This window comes from Sphingorhabdus sp. EL138, assembly GCF_945890115.1.
Classification (GTDB): Bacteria; Pseudomonadota; Alphaproteobacteria; order Sphingomonadales; family Sphingomonadaceae; genus Sphingorhabdus_B.
In genome coordinates this window covers 40,468-61,243 of sequence record NZ_CAMDCK010000016.1, presented here as the reverse complement: position 1 = coordinate 61,243, position 20,776 = coordinate 40,468, and the positions used below count along the sequence as shown (strand labels likewise).

General features: G+C 55.9%; 16 protein-coding genes, 1 tRNA gene and 1 pseudogene. 4 read left to right on the top strand and 14 right to left on the bottom strand.

What is annotated here, in order from left to right:
- Positions 1-108 (top strand): annotated as a pseudogene (locus Q0O07_RS08860) (IS481 family transposase); the annotation flags it as partial.
- A 126-nt stretch (positions 109-234) separates the two neighbouring features.
- On the opposite strand, the gene Q0O07_RS08855 reads toward Q0O07_RS08860, so the two are convergent.
- The 6 genes from Q0O07_RS08855 to Q0O07_RS08830 all read right to left on the bottom strand — a co-directional run bounded on the left by Q0O07_RS08855 (position 235) and on the right by Q0O07_RS08830 (position 5,918).
- Positions 235-310, bottom strand: a tRNA-Lys gene (locus tag Q0O07_RS08855).
- Positions 311-398: 88 nt separating this feature from the next.
- A complete protein-coding gene (gene rodA, locus Q0O07_RS08850) occupies positions 399-1,511 on the bottom strand; it encodes a rod shape-determining protein RodA (protein ID WP_295492626.1) in 1,113 nt (370 codons plus the stop codon).
- Positions 1,508-3,415, bottom strand: a complete 1,908-nt coding sequence (mrdA, locus tag Q0O07_RS08845) for a penicillin-binding protein 2 (protein WP_295492624.1) — start codon at positions 3,413-3,415, stop codon at positions 1,508-1,510. The genes rodA and mrdA overlap by 4 nt, the downstream gene beginning before the upstream one ends.
- Positions 3,412-3,966, bottom strand: coding sequence for a rod shape-determining protein MreD (gene mreD, locus Q0O07_RS08840; RefSeq protein WP_295492622.1), 555 nt, complete (start codon positions 3,964-3,966; stop codon positions 3,412-3,414). Before mreD ends, mrdA begins: the two co-directional genes overlap by 4 nt.
- Positions 3,963-4,865, bottom strand: coding sequence for a rod shape-determining protein MreC (gene mreC / locus Q0O07_RS08835; protein WP_295492620.1), 903 nt, complete (start codon positions 4,863-4,865; stop codon positions 3,963-3,965). The genes mreD and mreC overlap by 4 nt, the downstream gene beginning before the upstream one ends.
- A gap of 12 nt (positions 4,866-4,877) precedes the next feature.
- Positions 4,878-5,918 carry a rod shape-determining protein gene (locus Q0O07_RS08830; protein ID WP_295492618.1) on the bottom strand — a complete coding sequence of 347 codons (1,041 nt, stop codon included), beginning with the start codon at positions 5,916-5,918 and terminating at the stop codon, positions 4,878-4,880.
- A 160-nt stretch (positions 5,919-6,078) separates the two neighbouring features.
- Here Q0O07_RS08830 and mutL point away from each other — a divergent pair, with 160 nt between their 5' ends.
- On the top strand, positions 6,079-7,911 hold the full coding sequence (mutL, locus tag Q0O07_RS08825) for a DNA mismatch repair endonuclease MutL (RefSeq protein WP_295492617.1): 1,833 nt from the start codon (positions 6,079-6,081) through the stop codon (positions 7,909-7,911).
- Positions 7,912-8,035: 124 nt separating this feature from the next.
- Here mutL and Q0O07_RS08820 read toward each other — a convergent pair whose 3' ends face one another.
- From Q0O07_RS08820 to Q0O07_RS08790, 7 genes are all read right to left on the bottom strand, one after another.
- Positions 8,036-8,560, bottom strand: coding sequence for a hypothetical protein (locus Q0O07_RS08820; RefSeq protein WP_295492615.1), 525 nt, complete (start codon positions 8,558-8,560; stop codon positions 8,036-8,038).
- Positions 8,561-8,946: 386 nt separating this feature from the next.
- Positions 8,947-10,047, bottom strand: a complete 1,101-nt coding sequence (ychF, locus tag Q0O07_RS08815; RefSeq protein ID WP_295492634.1) for a redox-regulated ATPase YchF — start codon at positions 10,045-10,047, stop codon at positions 8,947-8,949.
- A 92-nt stretch (positions 10,048-10,139) separates the two neighbouring features.
- Positions 10,140-10,712 carry an aminoacyl-tRNA hydrolase gene (pth, locus tag Q0O07_RS08810; RefSeq protein ID WP_295492613.1) on the bottom strand — a complete coding sequence of 191 codons (573 nt, stop codon included), beginning with the start codon at positions 10,710-10,712 and terminating at the stop codon, positions 10,140-10,142.
- A gap of 125 nt (positions 10,713-10,837) precedes the next feature.
- Complete coding sequence (locus Q0O07_RS08805) at positions 10,838-11,449, bottom strand: 50S ribosomal protein L25/general stress protein Ctc (protein WP_295492611.1); 612 nt, start codon at positions 11,447-11,449, stop codon at positions 10,838-10,840.
- A 109-nt stretch (positions 11,450-11,558) separates the two neighbouring features.
- A complete protein-coding gene (locus Q0O07_RS08800) occupies positions 11,559-12,335 on the bottom strand; it encodes a sulfite exporter TauE/SafE family protein (protein WP_295492609.1) in 777 nt (258 codons plus the stop codon).
- 142 nt (positions 12,336-12,477) lie between these two features.
- Positions 12,478-14,841: a TonB-dependent receptor gene (locus Q0O07_RS08795; protein ID WP_295492632.1), complete on the bottom strand. Its 2,364-nt coding sequence runs from the start codon at positions 14,839-14,841 to the stop codon at positions 12,478-12,480.
- Positions 14,842-15,229: 388 nt separating this feature from the next.
- Positions 15,230-15,667, bottom strand: coding sequence for an Rrf2 family transcriptional regulator (locus Q0O07_RS08790; RefSeq protein ID WP_295444238.1), 438 nt, complete (start codon positions 15,665-15,667; stop codon positions 15,230-15,232).
- A gap of 262 nt (positions 15,668-15,929) precedes the next feature.
- Here Q0O07_RS08790 and Q0O07_RS08785 point away from each other — a divergent pair, with 262 nt between their 5' ends.
- Together Q0O07_RS08785 and Q0O07_RS08780 are read left to right on the top strand one after the other, a co-directional pair.
- The gene (locus Q0O07_RS08785) at positions 15,930-18,938 is read left to right on the top strand and encodes a TonB-dependent receptor (protein WP_295492607.1); all 3,009 of its coding nucleotides are present in this window, start codon (positions 15,930-15,932) and stop codon (positions 18,936-18,938) included.
- Between the two features lie 23 nt (positions 18,939-18,961).
- Complete coding sequence (locus Q0O07_RS08780; protein ID WP_295492630.1) at positions 18,962-20,008, top strand: LD-carboxypeptidase; 1,047 nt, start codon at positions 18,962-18,964, stop codon at positions 20,006-20,008.
- On the opposite strand, the gene Q0O07_RS08775 is transcribed toward Q0O07_RS08780, so the two are convergent.
- Entirely contained in the window at positions 20,005-20,727 is a 723-nt protein-coding gene (locus Q0O07_RS08775) for a CPBP family intramembrane glutamic endopeptidase (RefSeq protein ID WP_295492605.1), read from the bottom strand. The two genes, Q0O07_RS08780 and Q0O07_RS08775, sit on opposite strands and share 4 nt — an antisense overlap.
- Between the last annotated feature and the right edge of the window lie 49 nt (positions 20,728-20,776).

The following is a 20,776-nucleotide window of genomic DNA, read 5'->3' as shown; positions in this document are numbered from 1 at the left end:
GATCTCGAGGCCAAGCTCATCGAATGGGAGAACTTCTACAACTTCAACCGACCGCACGGTGCTTTCAACGGAAAAACACCCTATGAAGCCCTTCGCGAAAGGCTATAATCTCTCCCAGTCGATGTCCCGCTAGATCGTCAACCTTACATTTTCAGCTTGATTGCTATTTGCTTGCTAGCTAAAAGTTTTCTGACGATCCAAGCGTGGTAACACCATGTAAGTCATTGAAAGTAATGGTAGACGCTGAGGGGTTCGAACCCACGACCCGCTGATTAAGAGTCAGCTGCTCTACCAACTGAGCTAAGCGTCCCCATTTCGGGATGGGCAGATGCGCAGTCCCGTTTGGAGCGCCGCCTTTGATGGGTTTGGCGGACTTTGTCAAGCGCGGCTTCCCGAAATTATTGGAATTGGCCACGCTTTGCGCCAGGGTGGCGTTCGATGGACATGATAATCCCGACGCACAGCATCATCGTGAGCATCGACGACCCGCCATGGCTCACAAAGGGCAAAGGAATGCCGGCCACGGGCGCAAGGCCCACGACCATCAACAGATTGATCATGATGTAAAAGAAAATCGTGCAGGTCAGGCCAGCGGCGACCAATTGGCCATAGCGGGTCTTGCTTTGCATCGCGACGGTCAAGCCCCAGCGCATGAGCAGAAAGTATAGAAACAGGATGAAGAAGCCGCCGACGATGCCCCATTCTTCGGCCATGGTGGCAAAGACGAAGTCGGTGTGGCCTTCGGGCAGATAATCCAAATGGCTTTGCGTCCCATTGCCAAAGCCCTTGCCAAAGATGCCGCCCGAGCCAATGGCGATTTTCGACTGGGTGATGTGGTAGCCAGCGCCCAAAGGGTCATTTTCGGGATTGAGGAAAATGAGCACGCGGTCTTGCTGATAGGGTTTGAGGCCGAAGAAATAGACCAAGGGCGCAAGAACGGCGATGCCTGCGCCCGCACCCCAAAAATAGATCAGCGGTAGCCCAGCCATAAAGCCCACGACGCCCAAGCCAAAGGCATAAGCAATGGCCGCGTCGAAATCAGGCTGAATAATCACCAGCACGCTTGGCAGCAGCAACAATGCGCCCAGCGGCCAAACGGCATCAATGCCAAATATGCGGTTGGGCGGAAGCCGATCGAAAAACCAAGCCGCGGCAAGAACCATGACGGGTTTCATCAGTTCAGATGGCTGCAGCGTGATGACGCCAAGGTTGATCCATCGCTGGCTACCGCCGCCGACAAACCCCATGAGTTCGACAACGACAAGCATGAGCAACAAAAGCAGATACAGTGGAAAAGTTATCGATTTCCAGAACTCCAGACTCATCCGCGACATGATGATGACCATGCCGAGCAGGACCAAAAAGCGGATCAGATGCTTGCCTGCCCATGGGTCAAAATGGCCGCCCGCAGCGGAATAGAGCACAGCAGCGCCAAAGCCCACCAACGCCATCAGGATAAAAATGACACGCCAAGGCAAGGCGGCAACGGGGGCAGGGACGATGCCGTTCATGCCGACGGGTCCAATGGGCGAGGTGGCGCTGGCTGGTTTTGGAACACGGCATATTTGGCGCCCATACGCTTTTCTATATTGCCGCCCCAGCCAGCCTCCAACGCCTCCAGCGACGCCATTGCCCGTTCACGGTCATAGATGAAGGTGAGCACATCCTTGGCAATGGGGGCCGCTGCGCGCGCGCCGCCCATGCCATGTTCGATGACGACCGCTGCGCCATAACGCGGCTGGTCAACTGGGGCAAAGCATACAAACAGGCCATGATCGCGATATTTCCATTCGCCGGACTGCCCACGTTGCGAACCTGATATGCGGCGGACCTGCGCCGTTCCGGTTTTCCCCGCCATGGTGATGCCTTCCAGCGGGAGCCTGCTGCGAACGGCGGTCCCATCACCGTTAACGACCAAGTTCATGCCTTCGCGCACGACGTCGAGATGCGCCTTGGGAAAGGACAAAGGCTTAGGTGCCGCGCGTTTGCTCATCAGAATTTCCGGCTGTATGTCCAAGCCAGACGCTATGCGCGCTGACATCAGGCCCAGTTGGAATGGGCTGGCGATAACATAACCCTGACCAATGACGGCATTGAGCGTGTCGGACTCGGTCCATTGCTGATCATATTTACGCATTTTCCATGCGCTGTCGGGAACAGTGCCATAACGTTGCGAAGGGAAGGGCAAGGAAAATTCCTGACCCAGCCCAAGCGCGCGCGCCACAGGTGCGATATTGTCATAGCCAATCCGCCGCCCCATTGCATAAAAATAGGTATTGCAGCTTTTCATGATCGCGGTGGTCATGTTGACTGGGCCATGCCGCCCAAGGCATTTGAAGACGCGATTGCCAAGCCGGTAACCGCCATTGCAGACGACCATTTCTTCGGGATCAATGCCATGGCGCAGCATGGCAAGGCCCGCCAGTGGTTTCAACGTCGAACCCGGCGGATACAGACCCTGAAGCGCCTTGTTGAGCATGGGGATATGGTCGTCGCTGTTCAGCATTTTCCATTCGACGCGGCCAATGCCGTCGGAAAAGCTGTTGGGATCATAACAGGGCATGGATGCCATGGTGATGATGTCGCCGGTTAGGCAATCGAATATGACCACGGATCCCGATTCAAGGCCGAGCCGCCGTGCGGCATAATTGTGCAGGTCAATATCGATGGTCAGTTGGACGGGCTTGCCGGGCGTCTCGGGCCGTGTGGTCAGGTTACGCACGATTTTACCGCGCGCGGTGACTTCGGTCCGCTGGGCACCGGGTTGGCCCTGAAGCCTGTCCTCAAGCGTTTTTTCGAGGCCATCCTTGCCAACCTTAAACCCCGGTGTGATCAGCAGCGGATCTTTTTTCTTTTGATATTCCTCGGCAGACACCGTGCCGACATAGCCGATCAGATGCCCGACCGCTGCGCCGCTGGGGTAGAAGCGCGAATAGCCTTGGCGTGGGCTGACGCCGGGCAGATCTGGTAAGCGCACGCTGACCGCTGCGAACCGGTCATAATCCAAACCGTCGGCGACTTGCACGGGTTGAAACCCTTGTGCATTTTTCAACTCGCGATGGATGCGGTCAACATCGTCTGTTGAAAGCGCCAGTAATTCGGCCAGCGTCTGAACTGTTTCGTCTTTATTTTTCAGCCGGTCAGGAATGATGTCGACGCGAAAATCGGCCCGGTTGGTTGCTATAGGCTTACCAAATCGGTCAATGAACCAACCGCGGCGCGGCGGTATGATGGTCAGGTTGACGCGGTTACTTTCGGCGAGCAGCTTGTACTTTTCATTATCGGCAACGGCGATAAAGGACATGCGCGCGGCAACAGTCAGGCCAATTGCGGCCTGCACCCCGCCCACAAAAGCGGCGCGGCGTGTGAAGGTGAAATCAAGCTGTCCTGATGTTAACTGCTTTTCGATTTTCATGTTGCTAATCGCCAACGATCGAGACGCGCGCATATGCGCACAACGAGCGGGTATAGCAATATGGACAAGATGATCTGCGGAAATAAAACCATCGGTTCAGGCGCGGCGTGGGCGATGCCGGCAATCCACAAACCCCCCAGCAGCACAGCCATAATGAGCAATGCGGCGATCAACCAATCCTGCAGATAATCGCGCCATATGGCGCGCGAATCGATAATCTCGACAATGAGCATCGCGAGCGACCAGAGCAGGCCAGCGCTGCCAAAAGGTTGGCCGCTGAAAAGATCATCCATCAATCCGAATGGAACGCCCGACCATATGGGCCATAATCCGGGCCGCATCAGACGCCAGCTTAAAAACATCAGCAGCCCGAATGGCGGCAAAAGAGGTCCGGCGCTAAAAACGGGCAGGGTGGTGACCATTGACGCCAAAATCACCGAGGCAATGGGCATTGCCAACATTCTGAGCATCGATTGTTCGCGGTCAAAACGACTTTTATATTCCCGTCCCGGCCGGTTCGGCAATCGAATGGCGCTGACCGGAATTTTCACTCCGCCACCTCTTTGGTTTCACCATCTGGGGCGAGCATCTGCTGTTCGGTTCTCGCCTCTTCCAGATAAGGTTTCATCACAATGGCATATGGCGTGTTGGCGGGATCGGCAAAGGGCAGGCCAAGCGCACCGTCGCTGGTTTTGCGGATGACCCGTGCAAATGGGATATTCGCGCCATACAGCCCGCCATTGCCAGAGGTAATGATGATGTCACCGACCTTGAAAGGATTTTCGCCCAGGTTCAGCGGCTTGATCAGAACGAACCCGTTGCCAAGGCCTGCCGAAAATGCCGGCAGACCATCGCTGGCCCGCATGACGGGAACTAGGTTTTCGCTGTCCGTTACCAACAATACGCGCGCGGTCGTTGGCCCTGTTTCTATAACGCGGCCGATAAGTCCGGCTGGCCCACGAACAGGTTGGGCACGTTCAACTCCGAAATTACGCCCGATCGATAAGGTGGCGATCCGCCGTGTGCTTGATGCGGTGGAACTGATCAGGCGACCAACGGCCACTTGCTGCATATCGCCATCAGATAAGTTGAGTAACCCACGAAGCCGGTCATTTTCGATACGCAAGGCCCGCACCTCGATGAATGCGTTGCGGCTCGCCTTCAATTCTTTTTCGAGCGTTACATTTTTCGATGCTGCGTTGATATAGGCCGAAATAGAGTGCGTTATCGCTTGTGTGGATTGCTGTGCCTTACTGACCACCCGCGCGACGGGAGCCGTTACTTCAGTGCCAAGGATTCGCAATGCAGAAAATCCAGCCGGATCGACCACTGAAATCGTCAGAAGCAGCCCAGCCACTATCGTTCCTGCAATCGCAACCACATAAGTTACGAACAGGCTATATTGCGCCTTCCGGGAAAATCCCGAGCGCCGATGTGGCGGCGGCGCCATCCTAACCACACCCTAAGCGGTGAGCAGGACGCCGCGGAAGATCGGGTCTTCCATGGCCCGGCCAGTACCAATGGCAACGCAGGTCAGCGGATCTTCGGCAACGGTGACAGGAAGGCCGGTTTCATCGCGCAGAAATTCGTCAAGACCGGCCATCAAAGCGCCGCCACCTGTCAGAACAATACCTTGATCTACGATGTCGGCTGCCAATTCTGGCGCGGTGTTTTCAAGTGCAACGCGCACACCTTCGAGGATGGTTCCGATCGGTTCCGATAAGGCTTCGGCAATCTGGCCCTGATTAATCGAAATTTCTTTCGGCACGCCATTTACAAGATCACGGCCCTTGATGTGCAAGGTCTGGCCAACGCCGTCGGCGGGTGGACGGGCGGTTCCAAAATCCTTTTTGATCCGCTCTGCGGTTGCTTCTCCAATAAGCAGGTTATGGTGTCGCCGAACATAGGACACAATCGCTTCGTCCATCTTATCACCACCGGTACGAACGGAGGTTGTGTACGCAAGGCCGCGTAAGGACAGGATAGCAACTTCAGTCGTGCCTCCGCCAATATCGACGACCATGGAACCAATGGGTTCGGTTACGGGCATGTCTGCGCCAATCGCAGCCGCCATTGGCTCTTCAATCAGGAACACTTCCGATGCGCCCGCGTTCGACGCCGCATCGCGAATCGCACGCCGTTCTACCGATGTCGAACCTGATGGAACGCAGATAACGATTTCGGGGTAGCTAAACATCCGGCGCTTACCATGCACCTTATGGATGAAGTATTTGATCATTTGTTCGGCAACATCAATGTCTGCAATCACGCCATCACGTAAGGGGCGAATGGCCTCAATGCTGTCGGGCGTCTTGCCCATCATCAACTTTGCGTCATCGCCAACGGCCTTTACGCGCTTGATACCGTTTATGGTTTCAATCGCCACGACAGACGGTTCGTTCAGGACGATGCCTTGCCCGCGCACATAGACCACCGTGTTGGCGGTGCCGAGGTCGATAGCCATATCCTGCGATGCGAAACGGAAAAACTTGCCAAATACCATGTAATATCCACCCAATCTTGTTTGGTGAGAGCCCTTTGGAGCGCGTCCATATAATCGCGCGGTCCTAGCGGAATTTGCTGTTTTTAAAAACAGATATTTGGCTGGATTTCGGACGATTAAGGAGTCGCTTGAACAGTCCGCTTGGGCTAGGAACCTGCGGATGTCAATAAGAAGGCTCCCCGAAAATCTGGTCAACCGCATTGCCGCTGGCGAAGTGGTGGAAAGACCGGCTAGCGCGTTGAAGGAGCTGGTCGAAAACGCTATTGATTCGGGTGCGCGGACCATAAACGTGCGTTTGAGCGCAGGCGGCATTGATCTGGTGGAAGTCACCGACGATGGCTGCGGCATGTCCCCATCCGACATGGCATTGGCGCTGGAACGCCATGCGACGTCCAAACTGCCCGATGAAGATATTGAGATGGTCTCGACTTTGGGTTTCCGGGGGGAGGCTTTGCCGTCGATTGCCAGCGTGTCCAAAATGACGATGGAGAGCCGACCGGCGGGTGCCGAAGGCTGGACGCGGACGGTGGATCATGGCGTGGTCACAGGTGAGGGCCCTGCCGCTCTGCCCGTTGGCACGCGGGTGCGCGTTGAAAACCTGTTCGGCAATGTGCCCGCACGGCGCAAATTCCTGCGCAGTGCGCGCGCCGAATATGCAGCCGCGCTCGACACGATGAAACGGCTTGCCATGGCACGGCCGGACATTGGCTTTGTCGTCGAACATGACGGGCGGCGCGCGTTGGCGGTGCAGCCAACATCCGCGCGGCCCGAACGTGTTGCGGCGCTCACCAGTCATGAGCTGATCGACAACAGCGTGGCGCTCGATTTTGAACGCGACGGCGTCCGCCTTGGCGGCGTGGCCAGCCTGCCGACCTATAATCGCGGCGTTGCTGACCATCAATTTCTCTTCGTCAATGGCCGTCCGGTGAAGGACAGGCTGCTCATCGGCGCGGTGCGCGGCGCGTATGCCGAAATGCTGGCGCGGGACCGGCATGCGGTGGTGGCCTTGTTTCTGGACCTGCCGCCGACGCAAGTTGACGTAAATGTCCACCCCGCCAAGACCGAAGTGCGCTTTCGTGACCCAGCGCTTATTCGCGGGATGATTGTCTCCGGCCTGCGCCATGCGTTGGATCAATCGGGCTTTCGCGCCGTGCAACGGCCAAGCGCCGATGCACTTGCGGCGTGGCAGCAGGAACCGATGCAAACCGCGCAAGGCGACATTTTTGCGCGGCCTGCCACTTTGGGGGCAACCGCGTATCAGGGCAATTATGGGCAGCGTCCCGCATATCCGTCAGTCTATGAAAACCGCAGCAGCTTTGCCGATTTGGGCGCGATCCCGGGCGAAGACCTTGCGCCCTTATGGGGCAGGGCGGCCGAGGCGCATGAACCCGTCCCCGACCGCGCGCGCAATCCGCTTGGCGTTGCGCGTGGGCAAGTCGCCAATACCTATATCGTGGCTGAGGCCGAAGATGGCCTTGTCATCGTTGACCAACATGCCGCGCATGAACGGCTGGTGCTTGAACGGATGCGCAAGGCAATGGCGGCAGCGGGCGGCGCTGTTCCGTCACAGGCATTATTGTTGCCCATCGTCGTGGAATTGGAAGAACCCGCCTGCGACCGTCTTGAGGCGCGCGCAGACGAGCTTTCCGCCTTCGGGCTGGACGTCGAACGCTTCGGACCCGGCGCAATGCTCGTGCGCGCAACGCCCGCCGTGCTGGGCGATGGCGATGCCAAGGGGTTGTTGGAGGATCTCGCCGACGATCTCGCCGCTTATGACGACGCGCTGTCGTTAAAAGAACGCATCGATCATGTCGCCGCCACCATGGCCTGCCACGGCTCCGTCCGCGCCGGCCGCGTGCTGTCGGTGACCGAAATGAACGCCCTGCTGCGCGAAATGGAAGTCACCCCGCATAGCGGGCAGTGCAACCATGGCAGGCCGACTTGGGTGAAATTGGCATTGGGGGATGTGGAGAAACTTTTTGGGCGAAAGTGAGATAGGAAGCAGCAAGTTTCGAGGCGTTTATGCTGTCGTTGATGCGCGTCCCAAAATCTCAGATGCTTAAAATGTCGCGATAGGCTCTGCCTACCGCGACATCGCACACGGGCTGTTGACGACGTCAATCCGCCGGTTGATCAAGGCCCATACGGTTGAGAATGACGTCCGGCACGGCCCTAGGTTGGGTTGGGATGGCAACCAAGCGCCAGACCAATGAACCTCCGTCGGGGACAATGGCGGTGGCGGCGTTAAAGAAGGTTATTTTTCCACCGCCGGGGTTGGTCGGATCACTTGGATAGCTGTCATTGGGACCAATTACTCTGCCTTGGCTATCAAAGATGTAATATTGCCAAATGCTAAGTTGCGAATTCCCCGCGGATGATTCTGCTAAATAATATAGCCCGGCCGGATAGATTTTGCCCGATGTTACGCTTTTAACGGGTTTTGTGTATCTTGCGGCAATGGCAGTGACCGAAATGGCTCCAGGTTGGGCAGGGTTTGTTGCACTTGCCATATATCCAAAATATAGACCCGGTCCCGTCTGTGCCCTAGCAGCATCCAAAACTTGCTTTACGGTTCCGCTGCCGCCCGGCAGGGTGACAATATTATTATACAATATCCCGACAACGCGTAGTTTGATCGACATGACATTTCTCCAGATGGCGCGTCAACGATTTGAGCGCCATCGGTCGAAGAAATCGGATTGCGATGTCAGTTTCAATACATAAGTTATTGATATAAATCCGTTATGGATGAAGCACCAAGCGCCATTTGGGCCGTAAACGCATAAATGTCACCTGCGCGGCGTCGATTAGACGGCGGGCATCAATTACTCCGATTCAGGGGAAATATGGCTGACCGCACTCCCGATGCTGCCATGGTCAATTGCACTGTTCACATGCCCGCCGATTTAATCAGCAAAAAACTGCGAATCTCTTTGGGCGGAAGTGCGCGAGGAAGTGAGATGCTGGAGCCGAAGGCGTGCAGTGCACAAACGAGTCCGGGATGACAATGGACGAGCGTACCCCCCCCTCAAACATTAAACCGGAATAACATGATATCCCCGTCTTTGACGAGATATTCCTTGCCTTCTGATCGCCATTTGCCGGCTTCTTTCGCGCCGGCTTCGCCGTTGAATTGCACATAATCTTCATAGGCCATGGTTTCGGCGCGGATGAAGCCTTTTTCGAAATCGCTGTGGATCGCGCCTGCCGCATTGGGCCCCGTTGCGCCCTTGGTCACAGTCCAGGCCCGCGCTTCTTTGGGACCAACGGTGAAGAAGGTGATCAGCTGGAGCAATTCATAGCCAGCGCGGATGACGCGGGCGAGGCCGGTTTCGGTGAGGCCCAAATCTTCCAAGAAAACCTCGCGGTCTTCGGTCGGCATGGTCGAGATTTCCGCCTCAATCGCGGCGGAGACGACCACCGCTTCTGCGCCCTCTGCCTTTGCCTTTTCAAAAACGCGCGCGGACAAAGCGTTGCCATTGGCCGCGCTCGCCTCTTCGACGTTGCAGACATAGAGCACGGGTTTCGCGGTCAAAAGCTGCGCCATTTGGAAATGCCGTTCTTCTTCGATATCGTCGCGCTTGGTGAGGCGCGCTGGCTTGCCTTCGCGCAACAGGTCAAGCGCGCGGCCCAGCACAAGCGCACTGATTTTGGCTTCCTTGTCGCCCTGCGTCCCTTTTTTGACGAGGTTGGGGACGCGCTTTTCAAGGCTTTCCAAGTCGGACAGCATCAATTCGGTCTCGACGGTCTCCGCGTCGGAAATCGGGTCAATCTTATTGTCCACATGTTGAATGTCGTCATCTTCGAAACAACGCAAAACGTGGACAATAGCGTCGACTTCGCGGATGTTGCCGAGGAACTGGTTGCCCAGGCCTTCGCCCTGTGATGCGCCGCGCACAAGGCCAGCGATATCAACAAAGCCCAATTGGGTTTCGATGATCTTCTGACTGCCACCGATTTTGGCGATGGTTTGCAAGCGTGGGTCGGGGACGGCGACATTGCCGATATTGGGTTCAATCGTGCAGAAGGGATAGTTGGCCGCCTGCGCCGCCGCCGTTTGCGTCAACGCATTGAACAAGGTGGACTTGCCCACATTGGGAAGGCCCACAATACCGCATTTGAAACCCATAATGTCCTCGTCAATAATGATATGCAGCGGCCCTAGGCGACGTTCGGCAGCAAGTCCATCCAATGCGATGACGCATTTAAGTGGTCCTGACCCTAATCCTGCTGCAACCGCATGGCGACGTCGTTCATGAAGCGGACGTCATCGCCTTTGGCCAGCCAATCGGCTTCGGCTGACACTGCGCCCAACAAATCCGCCAGATCGTCGATTTCGCTTTTGTGGAAATTGCCCAGCACATAGCCGGTGACGCGGTCTTTATTGCCCGGATGGCCAATGCCCAAACGGACGCGGCGGAATTCTGCGCCGATATGGTCGGTGATCGACCGGATGCCATTATGGCCCGCCGCGCCGCCGCCAAATTTCACCTTCACCTTGAAGGGCGCAAGGTCGAGCTCGTCGTAAAAGACAGTCACGTCTTTGGGCTCAAGCTTATAAAAATCCATCGCTGCGCGCACGCTGCGGCCGCTTTCGTTCATGAACGTTGCGGGTTTGAGAAGGATGATTTTGTCGGAGCCAAGCCGGAGTTCCTGCACCCAGCCTAAGAATTTCTTGGCGGGCAATGGCAGTTCGTGAATTTCGGCCAGCGCATCAAGCGCCATGAAACCGATATTGTGCCGATGCATCGCATAAGTGGCGCCTGGATTACCGAGACCTACCCATAATTGCATGACTAAACTCCCCTCCCGCAGGCGGGAGGGGCTGGGGGAGGGCCTTGTAACATCGAAGTTACAAGTTACCTCCCGCTTAACCCTCCCCTAACCCCTCCCGCACGCGGGAGGGGGACTGGGTAGATTTACGCTTCGCCTTCGCCAGTCGCGTCCCCATCGGTCGACTTAAGCGCCGATGGTGCAACGATGGTCGCGATGGTGAAATCGCGATCGGTGATCTTGCTTTCCGAACCCTTGGGCAGCTTTACATTGCTGATGTGGATCGAATCGCCAATGTCAAAGCCGGAGACATCGATTTGGATGTCGTCCGGAATCTTGTCATTGTCGCAGATGAGTTCAAGTTCATGACGCACGATGTTCAAGACACCGCCACGCTTCAGACCGGGTGACGCGTCTTCGTTGACGAAAATCACGGGAACTTCAACATCGACCTTTGCGCCCTTAACGATGCGCAGGAAGTCAACATGCAATGGACGATCGCTGACAGGATGAAAGGCAACATCCTTTGGAATCGTAATCTGTTTTTTGCCACCAAGTTCGATCTCGACAACGCTGTTGGAAAAATGGCCAGTCATCAAAAGTTTGATGAGCGCCTTTTCCTCAACGTGGATAAGTTCGGGTTCTTGTTTGTTGCCGTAAATTACGGCGGGCACTCGGTTTTGACGACGCAATTCGCGGGAGGCTCCCTTGCCTGCCCCATTGCGCGTCTCTGCCGACAATGTCAGCTGATCGCTCATGTTAATTCTCCAAAAAAGTTACCTTGCCGACACGCCTCCAGGGATGACCATGCACGGCAAGCGCGGGCCTATATGTCGGTTGCCCGCGAAAAGCAAGCTTACAGCGGAATCAGGTGAGCGCTTTGTAGAGGCTGAATAGGCTGGTCGCGATAAGGACGATGCTAACCGCGAATAGCAATAAGCGCGGCTGAATGCGTTTTGCGACCATTGCCCCAAAGGGCGCTGCCAATAATCCGCCGATCAACAGGCCGCCAGTTACCACGGTGAAGGCTTCCATTCCGATGGTCAGAATGAAAGTGAGCGACACGGCAACGGTCAAAAAGAATTCCGCCGTATTGACGGTGCCAATGGTTTTGCGCGGGTCTGCGCCTTGGATCAGCAGGTTGGACGTGACCACTGGTCCCCAGCCACCGCCGCCAGAGGCGTCAAGAAAGCCACCGATGAGCCCAAGTGGCATGGTGACCTTCGGATCACGTGGCTTATGTGCATGTGTGAAGCCCCACGCTTTATACAGAAGGTAGAAGCCGATGAGCGTCAAATATCCCATAACGAACGGCCGCGCCGCTTCGGTGTGGAGGCTGGCCAGCAAATATGCGCCGGTACAGCCGCCGATGACGCCGGGAATCGCAATGCGGGCAAACAGCTTCCAATCGACGTTCTTGTGCAACACATGGCTAATGCCAGACGCGCCGGTTGTGAACATCTCGACAAAATGGACGCCAGCCGATGCGCGGGCAGGGGCGACGCCCATGACGCTGACCAATAAAGTACTGCAAATCACGCCAAAAGCCATGCCAAGCGCGCCATCGACCAATTGCGCCGCAAAGCCGACGGCGATGTAAGGCGCAACCGACGACCAGTCGATATTGGCAATATAGTCAATCATCCAAGTCTCGCCCTTTGCGATGGAACGCCGCGTGCATAATCGGGAGTCACTTCTTTAGCCACCGCTTTGTATCTCAGTAATTTGTTTGGGCCACTCAAGAATGTGTTTAGCGCGGGATACTGCTTTGCATGTCGTGCGTGTATCAAAAGTTGAATTTGATGGTCGCACCCAATGTGCGCGGATCGCCGGGCTGTCCCGCAATCAGGCCGACATTGCTTGGGGCCACCTGAAGCAGTTCGAAATATTGCACGTCAAAGAAATTACGAACCCAACCGTAAACATCGAAATTATCCGAACGGAAACCGACGCGGTAATTGGATAATGCATAGCCTTGGACGTTGGTGTAAATCGACGGGGACGGGTTGGACGAAAAGTTTGACCGGTAATTGCCGTCAAATCCGACATATAGCTGGCCATCGGTTGCGAACAACGTCAGCGGGGTATTGACCTCTGCGCCATAAGATACCGCCCATTTCGATACGCCAGGAAGGCTCTGGCCGGAAATGTCGCAATTAGCAGGGCTTAGTCCGCCGGGGGTTCCGGGCGCGCTTGGTGTCTGGTCCGCTCCGACGATCGTGCCGCCCGCCAGCTCAGGCGGGCATGGCGCATCGACGAATGTGGCATATTTGGCGTCGGTATATGCCCCATTTAGATAAGCGCTAAACCTGTCACTCGTCCGGATTTTGAAGTCTGCCTCAAGACCTTGTGAGCGGACCTTGCCCGCATTGGCGAGATAGCAGCGAAGCACGCCCAACTGGCCATTGGTGACCGTCGCCTGATAGTTTTTGATGTCTGTCCGGAACGCGGTCAGGTTGAACGTTCCCTTGCGGTCCCAAAATTGTGTTTTGACGCCCATTTCAAAATGGTTGACCGATTCAGGCTTTACGACGCCCGAGGCTGCAATTGGCACGCCAGCCGCATTCAGCGGAAGGCCGTTTTGATTGATGCCAACGGTCTTGAAGCTTTTGGCGTAGCTTGCATAAACAAGGACATCCTCCGCCAGCCTGTAGTTCGCATTCAGGTCATAGCTAAAATTCCAGTCGCTGACCGAAGGCGCGCTGGTTTGTGGGGTAAAAACGCCGCATTGCGCCGCGCCTATCGATCCCGCCGTTTGCGGGCAGGTCAGAAGCGAGCCTGAGCCTGTGGTAACGACGCGCTGATAAAAACCGGATTTCTTGTCATAGTTGATCCGCAATCCGGGTTGGATGGTCAGTGCATCGGTGACTTTCCAGCTTGCTTGGCCAAACAATGCCGCGCTGGTGCTTTTGAGAAACTGCGTGTTGCGGGCGGTAAGGCCAGCCAAAACGGCGGGAGTGGTTGCAAACGCGCCTGTCAGGTTCCAACGGCTGGATGCTGCGCCTTGTTGTTCAAAGCCTTGCGTATCAATCCGCTGCTTGAAACCAAAGGCACCAATGACGAAGTCGAAACGGTCACCCGCATAATTATAGCGGAATTCTTGGCTATATTGATCCTGCTGTGACGGGTTTTGCGACGCGCTAACAATCGGCAGAGCGGTGAAGTCGCGGTCATTTTCGGGCTTCCAATCCCAAAACCGCCATGCCGTAATCGATGTCAGGGTGCCGGGGCCAGCATCCCATTTGGCCCTTAACGAAGCGCCCCCAATGACATTACCGGCGTTGAGTGGGGCATCAATATCTGTAAGCCGGTCGAATGGGTTGCGCGACACCACGCTGTAATTCTGTGCCGCAGCCAGCGCAGCATATTGGCGCGCCAATGGCCGCTGTGTTGCGCCCACCCGAACAAAAACGGTTCCGCAGCATTCGGGGTTTTGGCGGCTATAGTCGCCAGACAGGGTAATATCGAGATCATCATTTGGTCGGAACAATAATGTGCCACGCAGACCGAGATTGTCCTGCTCGTTAATAAATCGGTCACTGGTTACGTTGAATATCGTGCCGCGCCGCGCGGTTGCTGACACGGCAATGCGCGCAGCGATGGTATCAGACAATGGCCCCGATACTGCCGCTTTGGCTTGCTTAAAGTTGAGGTTGCCGACCGTAACTTCAGCGCGGCCTTCGAAATCAAAGGTTGGCTGATTGGTGGTGATGTTGATCGCCCCGGCTGTGGTGTTCTTGCCATATAGGGACCCTTGCGGCCCGCGCAGAACCTCGACCTGCGCGACATCGAGAAAGTCAAAGGTCGCGGCGGCGACGCGGGCGTTGTAGACATCGTCGACATAGATGCCGACGCCTTGTTCAAATCCATCGCTCGTCAGGCCAAATGGCACGCCGAGTCCGCGAATGTTAACGGCGGTATTGCGTGGGTTTGACGCATAGACCTGTAGAGTAGGCGCGAGCTGCTGCAGCTTCACTACGTTGAAATTTCCTGTGGATTCAATGCTATCGCCACGGATGACCGAGATTGCTAGTGGCACTTCTTGCGCGGTTTCTTGGCGGCGGCGTGCCGTGACGATGATTACATCGCCGCGACTGGGTTCGTCCTGCACCTCAGCCCCACCATCGGGTGCGGTTGCATCGGATACCATATCATTGGTGGCCGTATCTTCGGCATAAGCCGGATTTGCCAGCGCAAGTAAAGTTATCAGGGCCAGTGAAGGCCCGGTGGCACGAATTCGCATATGTTTAACTTTCAAAAAAACAGATGCATCCGGCTGACCGGTCTGCCTCTAGGACAAAGAGAGAAATTAACTGGCGAAACGCTTACGCTCGGTGGTGTCGACTTGGACGAGCCTGCCTTCACGTCCTGAGCCGGAATCGGTCATAAGCACCCCTTTTAGGATAAGCGCATAATCGCGCCTTCCTTCTGACTAGAGAGTTAAACTCAACTAATTTAATTGACAATATGATTCGCTATCAGAATTTGCTTTCAGCGCTGAAAGGTTCTGTTTGCGCGCCAGCCGGATTTTGGTCGCTTTACTCCGCCGCCTGCAGGTAAATGTCGGCGTCGACGATATCGGTTAAGTTGATGCCGTCGAGCAAATTGGCAGTTTTGTCGCGCACCTGAAGCATTAGCGCGCGGGTGCGGCAATTTTCTTCCTCGACGCAGTTTTTGCATGTTTCGTGCGCATAGCGGCTGGCGCAGGGAACTAAGGCCAGTGAACCCCGCATGATACGGATGAGGTCGCCATAGCTGATGTCAATCGGCGAGACGCCCAGCCAATAGCCACCGTCTTTGCCGCGCTGCGACGCTACTAAGCCGGAACGGGATAGTTCGGACAAGATAACAGTGAGAAATTTAGGCGGAATTTTCTGCGCCTCGGCAATATCGGCGAGCTGAACCGGCCCTTTGCCATAATGGTCGGCAAGATGCTGCATGGCGCGGATAGCGTAGCGGGTTTTTTGAGACAGCATAGACCTTCTTTGCGCCACGCCGCGTCATTTTTCAACCCGGCAAGTTGACAAAGTATCAAATCTCGTAAAGTCTGAATCCGCTTGGGGGTGAATAGCATGAAAAGTCTGTTGCATTGCGCGATATGGCGGAATAGCGTGCGTTCAAAATAAGGCTCAAAGATGAGCTGGCAAAATAAGGCTCAAAGATGAGCTGGCAAAATAAGGCTCAAAAATGAGCTGACAAAATGAAGCTCAGGGGTGAGCTAGAATAACAGGGGAATTTATGAAATATTCAAATACCGCAATTTTGTTGTTGGCAACCTGCTTGAGCGCGCCTGCGTTTGCGCAAGACTCATCTCCGCCCGTATCGGCGGAAACGAATGACGATGACGGTACTGCCATCATCGTGACCGGATCGCGCATCAAGCAGGACCCAACGAAAAGCGCTGCGCCATTGCAGGTCATTACGCCTTCGGATCTATCGCGTGAGGGCATTAACAGCCCGGAACAGCTGATTTCATTTCTGTCTACCAATGGCACCGGCGCGGATAACCTTGCCTCCAATGGCGATGTCACCAGCGGCGCGCAACGCGGCACCAATGGCCTCTCGGCCGCCAACCTGCGCGGCCAAGGCGCCGCTGCGACGCTTGTATTGCTCAATGGACGCCGGGTGGCGGCACATGGCCTGACTGGTGGCGCTGTCGATGTGAACCAAGTTCCCTTTGCGGCGCTTGAGCGGGTTGAAGTGTTGAAGGATGGCGCGTCCGCCATTTACGGCACCGACGCGATTGGCGGCGTTATCAACTTTATAACGAAATCAAATTTTCAAGGTGTAGTGGTCAACGGCTTCACCGACATTACCCAACGCAATGACAGCGCGATTTATCGCCTGTCTGGGACCGCTGGCTATGGTGACTTGGGTACCCAAGGTTTCAACATCATGGGCGCGGTCAGCAAGAGCTGGAATTCGGCCCTGCTTGGCCAAGATCGTGATTTTGTGAACGGCAACCAACCCAATCGCGGGCTTTCGGTGGATACCCGTGGCACGCCAATTGCGACTGCGTTTCCGGCCAACCCGAATAGCATATTTGCACCCAGCGGGTCGTTACTTGGCGGGACCACGAACAGCGCGGCGAACTTTTTCCTGCCCGGATTGCTTATCCCCGGAACAACGACGCGCGCAGATGGCGGTATCAACCCGCTTGATTTACCCGGCGGTGCCGGGTGTGATTCCGTCAATGGCGGCATGGCCTATGATGAAGTGCTTTGGTCCGTTCCGGGCGCACGCTTTGCGTGTTCATGGGACACAGGCCGCGCCGCTGTGCTGCAACAGCCGCTGCAAACGCTGACTTATTATGGCAAGGCGACATTGGCATTGGGCGACCACCGCTTGGCGGCGGAAATAACGGGTTCTGATGCGGATTCGAAGAAGCGGTTTTCCAACAACCAATATTCGATCAACGCCATCACCATGCCGCTTTATTACCCGCTGAACGCGACCACCGCGTCAACCTATAACAGCGTATATGACACGATTGCAGGCACATTTCCTTCTATCGGCGCCGTAGGTGACCGGACTGTCGATGCGGTTGGCAATTACGGCAAACCCATCGCTTATCGCTGGCGCAATATCCCCGGCGGCAATCGCGAATATGTTACAAACACCAAAACAATTCGTGGCGCGTTAACCGCCGAAGGTCCGCTTGGCGGAACGTGGGATTATCGCGCAGGCGCATCCTATGCAAAGAGCGAAGCATCCTCCGTGCTCGGCACGGGTTATCATTATGCCGGGATTTTCCGTAACGCAGCCAACGCCGCAGCGTCGGGCGTGGCGGGGGCCACGAACGGCGGGATTGATCCACGCGCGCCTACCGCACCTGGTGCAGCGCGCCCGGGCATTGTCGGCTTGTTGAACAGCGGTATCCTGAACCCATTTTCCGTGGACCAATCGGCTGCGGCACTATCCGGACTTGACGCTATTTCGGCAGAAGGTACGACATTATATGGCGGCCATTATGAGGTGAAGCAATTTGATGCTTCGGTCTCCGGTTCCTTGTTTGATTTGCCCGCTGGTCCAGTGCAAGTCGCGCTGGGTGCGGATTATCGCCGTGAAACTTACAGCTTCAACGGTTCCGCCGCAGCCGCAACAGGGCAGGCTGAAATTTTTAACGTGGCGTTCGACAATGTGAATGCGCTGACGCCGAAAAACCGAAATGTGAAGGCGGTCTATGCCGAAATGTCGGTGCCTGTGTTGGAAAGCCTCGAACTAACGGGTGCGGTCCGCCTCGACGATTATACGGGCTTCGGTTCAACGGTTAATCCCAAATTTACAGCACGGTTTTCGCCAATGGACTGGGTCATGCTTCGGGCGTCCTATAACACAGGGTTCCGCGTCCCAAGCTTCAACCAAATATTTAATGGCGTCACCGAATCGCCCAATCCTGGAAATAACCTGACCGATCCAAGCACATGTCCGGCGGGTGGTGTTGTGAACGTTACAGCAGGTTGCGGTGCGATCACGCCAACGTCACTGAGCGGCGGCAATGTCAATCTAGGGCCGGAAACATCCGAGCAATATTCGGCCGGTATTGTGTTCACGCCAGCGCCACAGTTTAGTGCGTCTGTCGATTTTTGGTCTATCGCCGTCGATGATAACATCGGTGCGCTGACCATCGCCCAATTATTGGCGAACCAATCCTCCTTTTCGGATCGGGTGATACGCACAAGCAACGTGATTACGCAGTTGGATTTGCGCGCGGACAATATCGGTTCGCGGCGTACGCAAGGACTTGAAGTCGCGCTGCGCGGTGGCATCGATGCACTTGGCGGCGTTTTGTCTGCCGGTCTTGATGGAACCTATCTTCTGAAAAAGAAGGAGAAGTTCTTACCGACTGCGCCATTTGGTTCAAGCCTGATTGGCGTGTTCACTTATGCTGGCGATCTTGGCCTGAAATGGAAACATAGCGCATTCATCAACTATGCTGTCGATGACATGCTGTTCAGCTTCTCGCAAATTTATCGCAACGGATATAAGAATAATGCGCTTCCGGCGTCTGCAAGCCGGCCGGATTATAATGCGCGGGTAAAGGCCTATGTCACCTACAATCTGTCGGCAGCTATGGACATGACCGATAAGCTGCGTTTGACCGCTGGCGTGCGGAACGTGTTCGATACTGATCCGCCATTTGCGATTACCTATGACAGCAACACCGGTGCTGGCTCAAGCTGGGAACCACGCGTGGCTGACCCACGCGGACGGTCGTTCACCTTGGCGGTCGAAGCGAAGTTCTAAGCAAAGGCGTGCCGGGTATGGATATGGATGCAACTCGGCGGCAGATTATGGCGGGGCTGGCAGCTATGCTGTCGGCCCCGCCGCTTTTGGCTGCAGGCGTGCCTGCGGCTAAGGCCGCGCGGAAGCCTGCACGGCTGCGCATCGGTGATACCGTTGGCTTGATTGAGCCAGCGTCGGCCAGCGATGATCCATTTCAGATTCAGTTGGTCGAAGAAGCGATTGTCGCCATGGGATTAAAGCCCAAGCGCGCCGCCCATTTGCTGGACCGCTTCGGCTATCTGGCTGGCCGAGACAAGGACCGTGCATCGGACATCAACGCGATGTTCGCGGACACAGATGTGAAGGCCATTTTTGCCGTGCGCGGCGGGTGGGGCAGCGCGCGGCTGTTGCCATATCTTGACTGGAACATCATTCGCGCCAATCCCAAATTATTGACCGGCTTCAGCGACATCACGGCCTTGCATATGGCGATTGCGGCCAAGGGCGGATTTGTGACCTTGCATGGCCCAAACGCGGGCAGCGCATGGGGTAAGGCGTCTTGGGACCTTTATCGCGAGATTGCCTTTGACGCTGGCACGCCGTTGTTTACGAACCCTGTTGGCGACGAGGACCGGATGGCGCAACGCCGCTGGCGCACGCGGGTGTTGGGCACGGGCAAGGGTAAGGCGCAGGGCAAGTTGCTCGGCGGAAACTTGACGGTGCTGACCGCGCTTGTCGGCACACCCTATCTGCCCAGTTTCGACGGTGCGATCCTGTTCCTCGAAGATGTGGATGAGGCGGAATATCGCATTGACCGTATGCTCACGCAGTTGGGGCAGGCGGGTGTGCTCAAGAACCTGAAAGGCGTCGTGTTCGGGCAATGCACAGATTGCGTGAATAAGGGGAATAGCTATGGCGCATTCACCCTGAATGACGTGCTGACGCAGCATTTGGGCGGCTTGGGTATCCCGGCCTATCAAGGTGCCTTTTTCGGGCATATTACTGACCAGTTTACGTTGCCCGTGGGCGGCATGGCGGAAATCGATGCCGACGCCGGAACGCTCCGCTTGCTAGAGCCTGTTGTCGTTTAATTTACGAACTGCGTCATCACCAATGCAAAGACGTTATTGGCCATGTGCAGGATGATGTTGGTGCGCAGTGACCCCGTGCGGTGATAAAGATAGCCAAAGGCAATGCTCAGCGACATGAGGGCAGGGATCGCATATAGTTGCAAATGCACCAAGGCGAAGAGGAATGACGACAATAGAATCGCGCCCCAAATGGGCATATATTTCGCCAGTGCATTTTGTAACAACCCGCGAAACAGCAATTCTTCCACAATGGGCGCGGCAATCGCAATGGCGAAGAAAATGGTCGCCATGTTCAGCGGCGTCCGGTCTATGTCCGCCAGGACCTTCGCTATTCCCTCTTGCATGCCAACGCCCGGAATAACGTACGTCGCATATATAAAATTGAATATCATCGCCGTGCTGACCAGTAAGACGGCAAGCGCGGTTGCCTTGTGCAGCGGAACCCTGCCGAAATCATAAAGGCCCAATGCCTCCATCCGGCCATTTTTACGCAGATACAGCCACATGAGCATCAGTTGGGCGATGGCGGATGCCACTAATCCGAAGATGACCGATATCGGCGCTGGCGTGGCGCGGTCGCCTTGCGTCGCGGCGATGATGATGACTGTGCATACGCCTTGCAGGACGAAATAGGATATGATGAAACTTATGCTGGGCAGCAGGCCGGGATAATAGGGTCGCGCGGAAAACGCTTCACGGGCAGGCTCGCCAAGTTGCATTTTTTCCCCGATCTATCCTGCGCAAAAGTGAAGGCCGAGCGTTCTCGGC

Excerpts from the sequence above, each read along its gene's own strand:
- ychF (WP_295492634.1), bottom strand. The coding sequence starts at position 10,047 with ATGGGTTTCAAATGCGGTATTGTGGGCCTTCCCAATGTGGGCAAGTCC.
- Q0O07_RS08795 (WP_295492632.1), bottom strand. The coding sequence starts at position 14,841 with ATGGTATCCGATGCAACCGCACCCGATGGTGGGGCTGAGGTGCAGGAC.
- Q0O07_RS08785 (WP_295492607.1), top strand. The coding sequence starts at position 15,930 with ATGAAATATTCAAATACCGCAATTTTGTTGTTGGCAACCTGCTTGAGC.
- Q0O07_RS08820 (WP_295492615.1), bottom strand. The coding sequence starts at position 8,560 with ATGTCGATCAAACTACGCGTTGTCGGGATATTGTATAATAATATTGTC.
- Q0O07_RS08780 (WP_295492630.1), top strand. The coding sequence starts at position 18,962 with ATGGATGCAACTCGGCGGCAGATTATGGCGGGGCTGGCAGCTATGCTG.
- mreC (WP_295492620.1), bottom strand. The coding sequence starts at position 4,865 with ATGGCGCCGCCGCCACATCGGCGCTCGGGATTTTCCCGGAAGGCGCAA.
- Q0O07_RS08790 (WP_295444238.1), bottom strand. The coding sequence starts at position 15,667 with ATGCTGTCTCAAAAAACCCGCTACGCTATCCGCGCCATGCAGCATCTT.
- mrdA (WP_295492624.1), bottom strand. The coding sequence starts at position 3,415 with ATGAAAATCGAAAAGCAGTTAACATCAGGACAGCTTGATTTCACCTTC.
- mutL (WP_295492617.1), top strand. The coding sequence starts at position 6,079 with ATGTCAATAAGAAGGCTCCCCGAAAATCTGGTCAACCGCATTGCCGCT.
- Q0O07_RS08805 (WP_295492611.1), bottom strand. The coding sequence starts at position 11,449 with ATGAGCGATCAGCTGACATTGTCGGCAGAGACGCGCAATGGGGCAGGC.
- Q0O07_RS08775 (WP_295492605.1), bottom strand. The coding sequence starts at position 20,727 with ATGCAACTTGGCGAGCCTGCCCGTGAAGCGTTTTCCGCGCGACCCTAT.
- rodA (WP_295492626.1), bottom strand. The coding sequence starts at position 1,511 with ATGAACGGCATCGTCCCTGCCCCCGTTGCCGCCTTGCCTTGGCGTGTC.
- Q0O07_RS08830 (WP_295492618.1), bottom strand. The coding sequence starts at position 5,918 with ATGGTATTTGGCAAGTTTTTCCGTTTCGCATCGCAGGATATGGCTATC.
- pth (WP_295492613.1), bottom strand. The coding sequence starts at position 10,712 with ATGCAATTATGGGTAGGTCTCGGTAATCCAGGCGCCACTTATGCGATG.
- Q0O07_RS08800 (WP_295492609.1), bottom strand. The coding sequence starts at position 12,335 with ATGATTGACTATATTGCCAATATCGACTGGTCGTCGGTTGCGCCTTAC.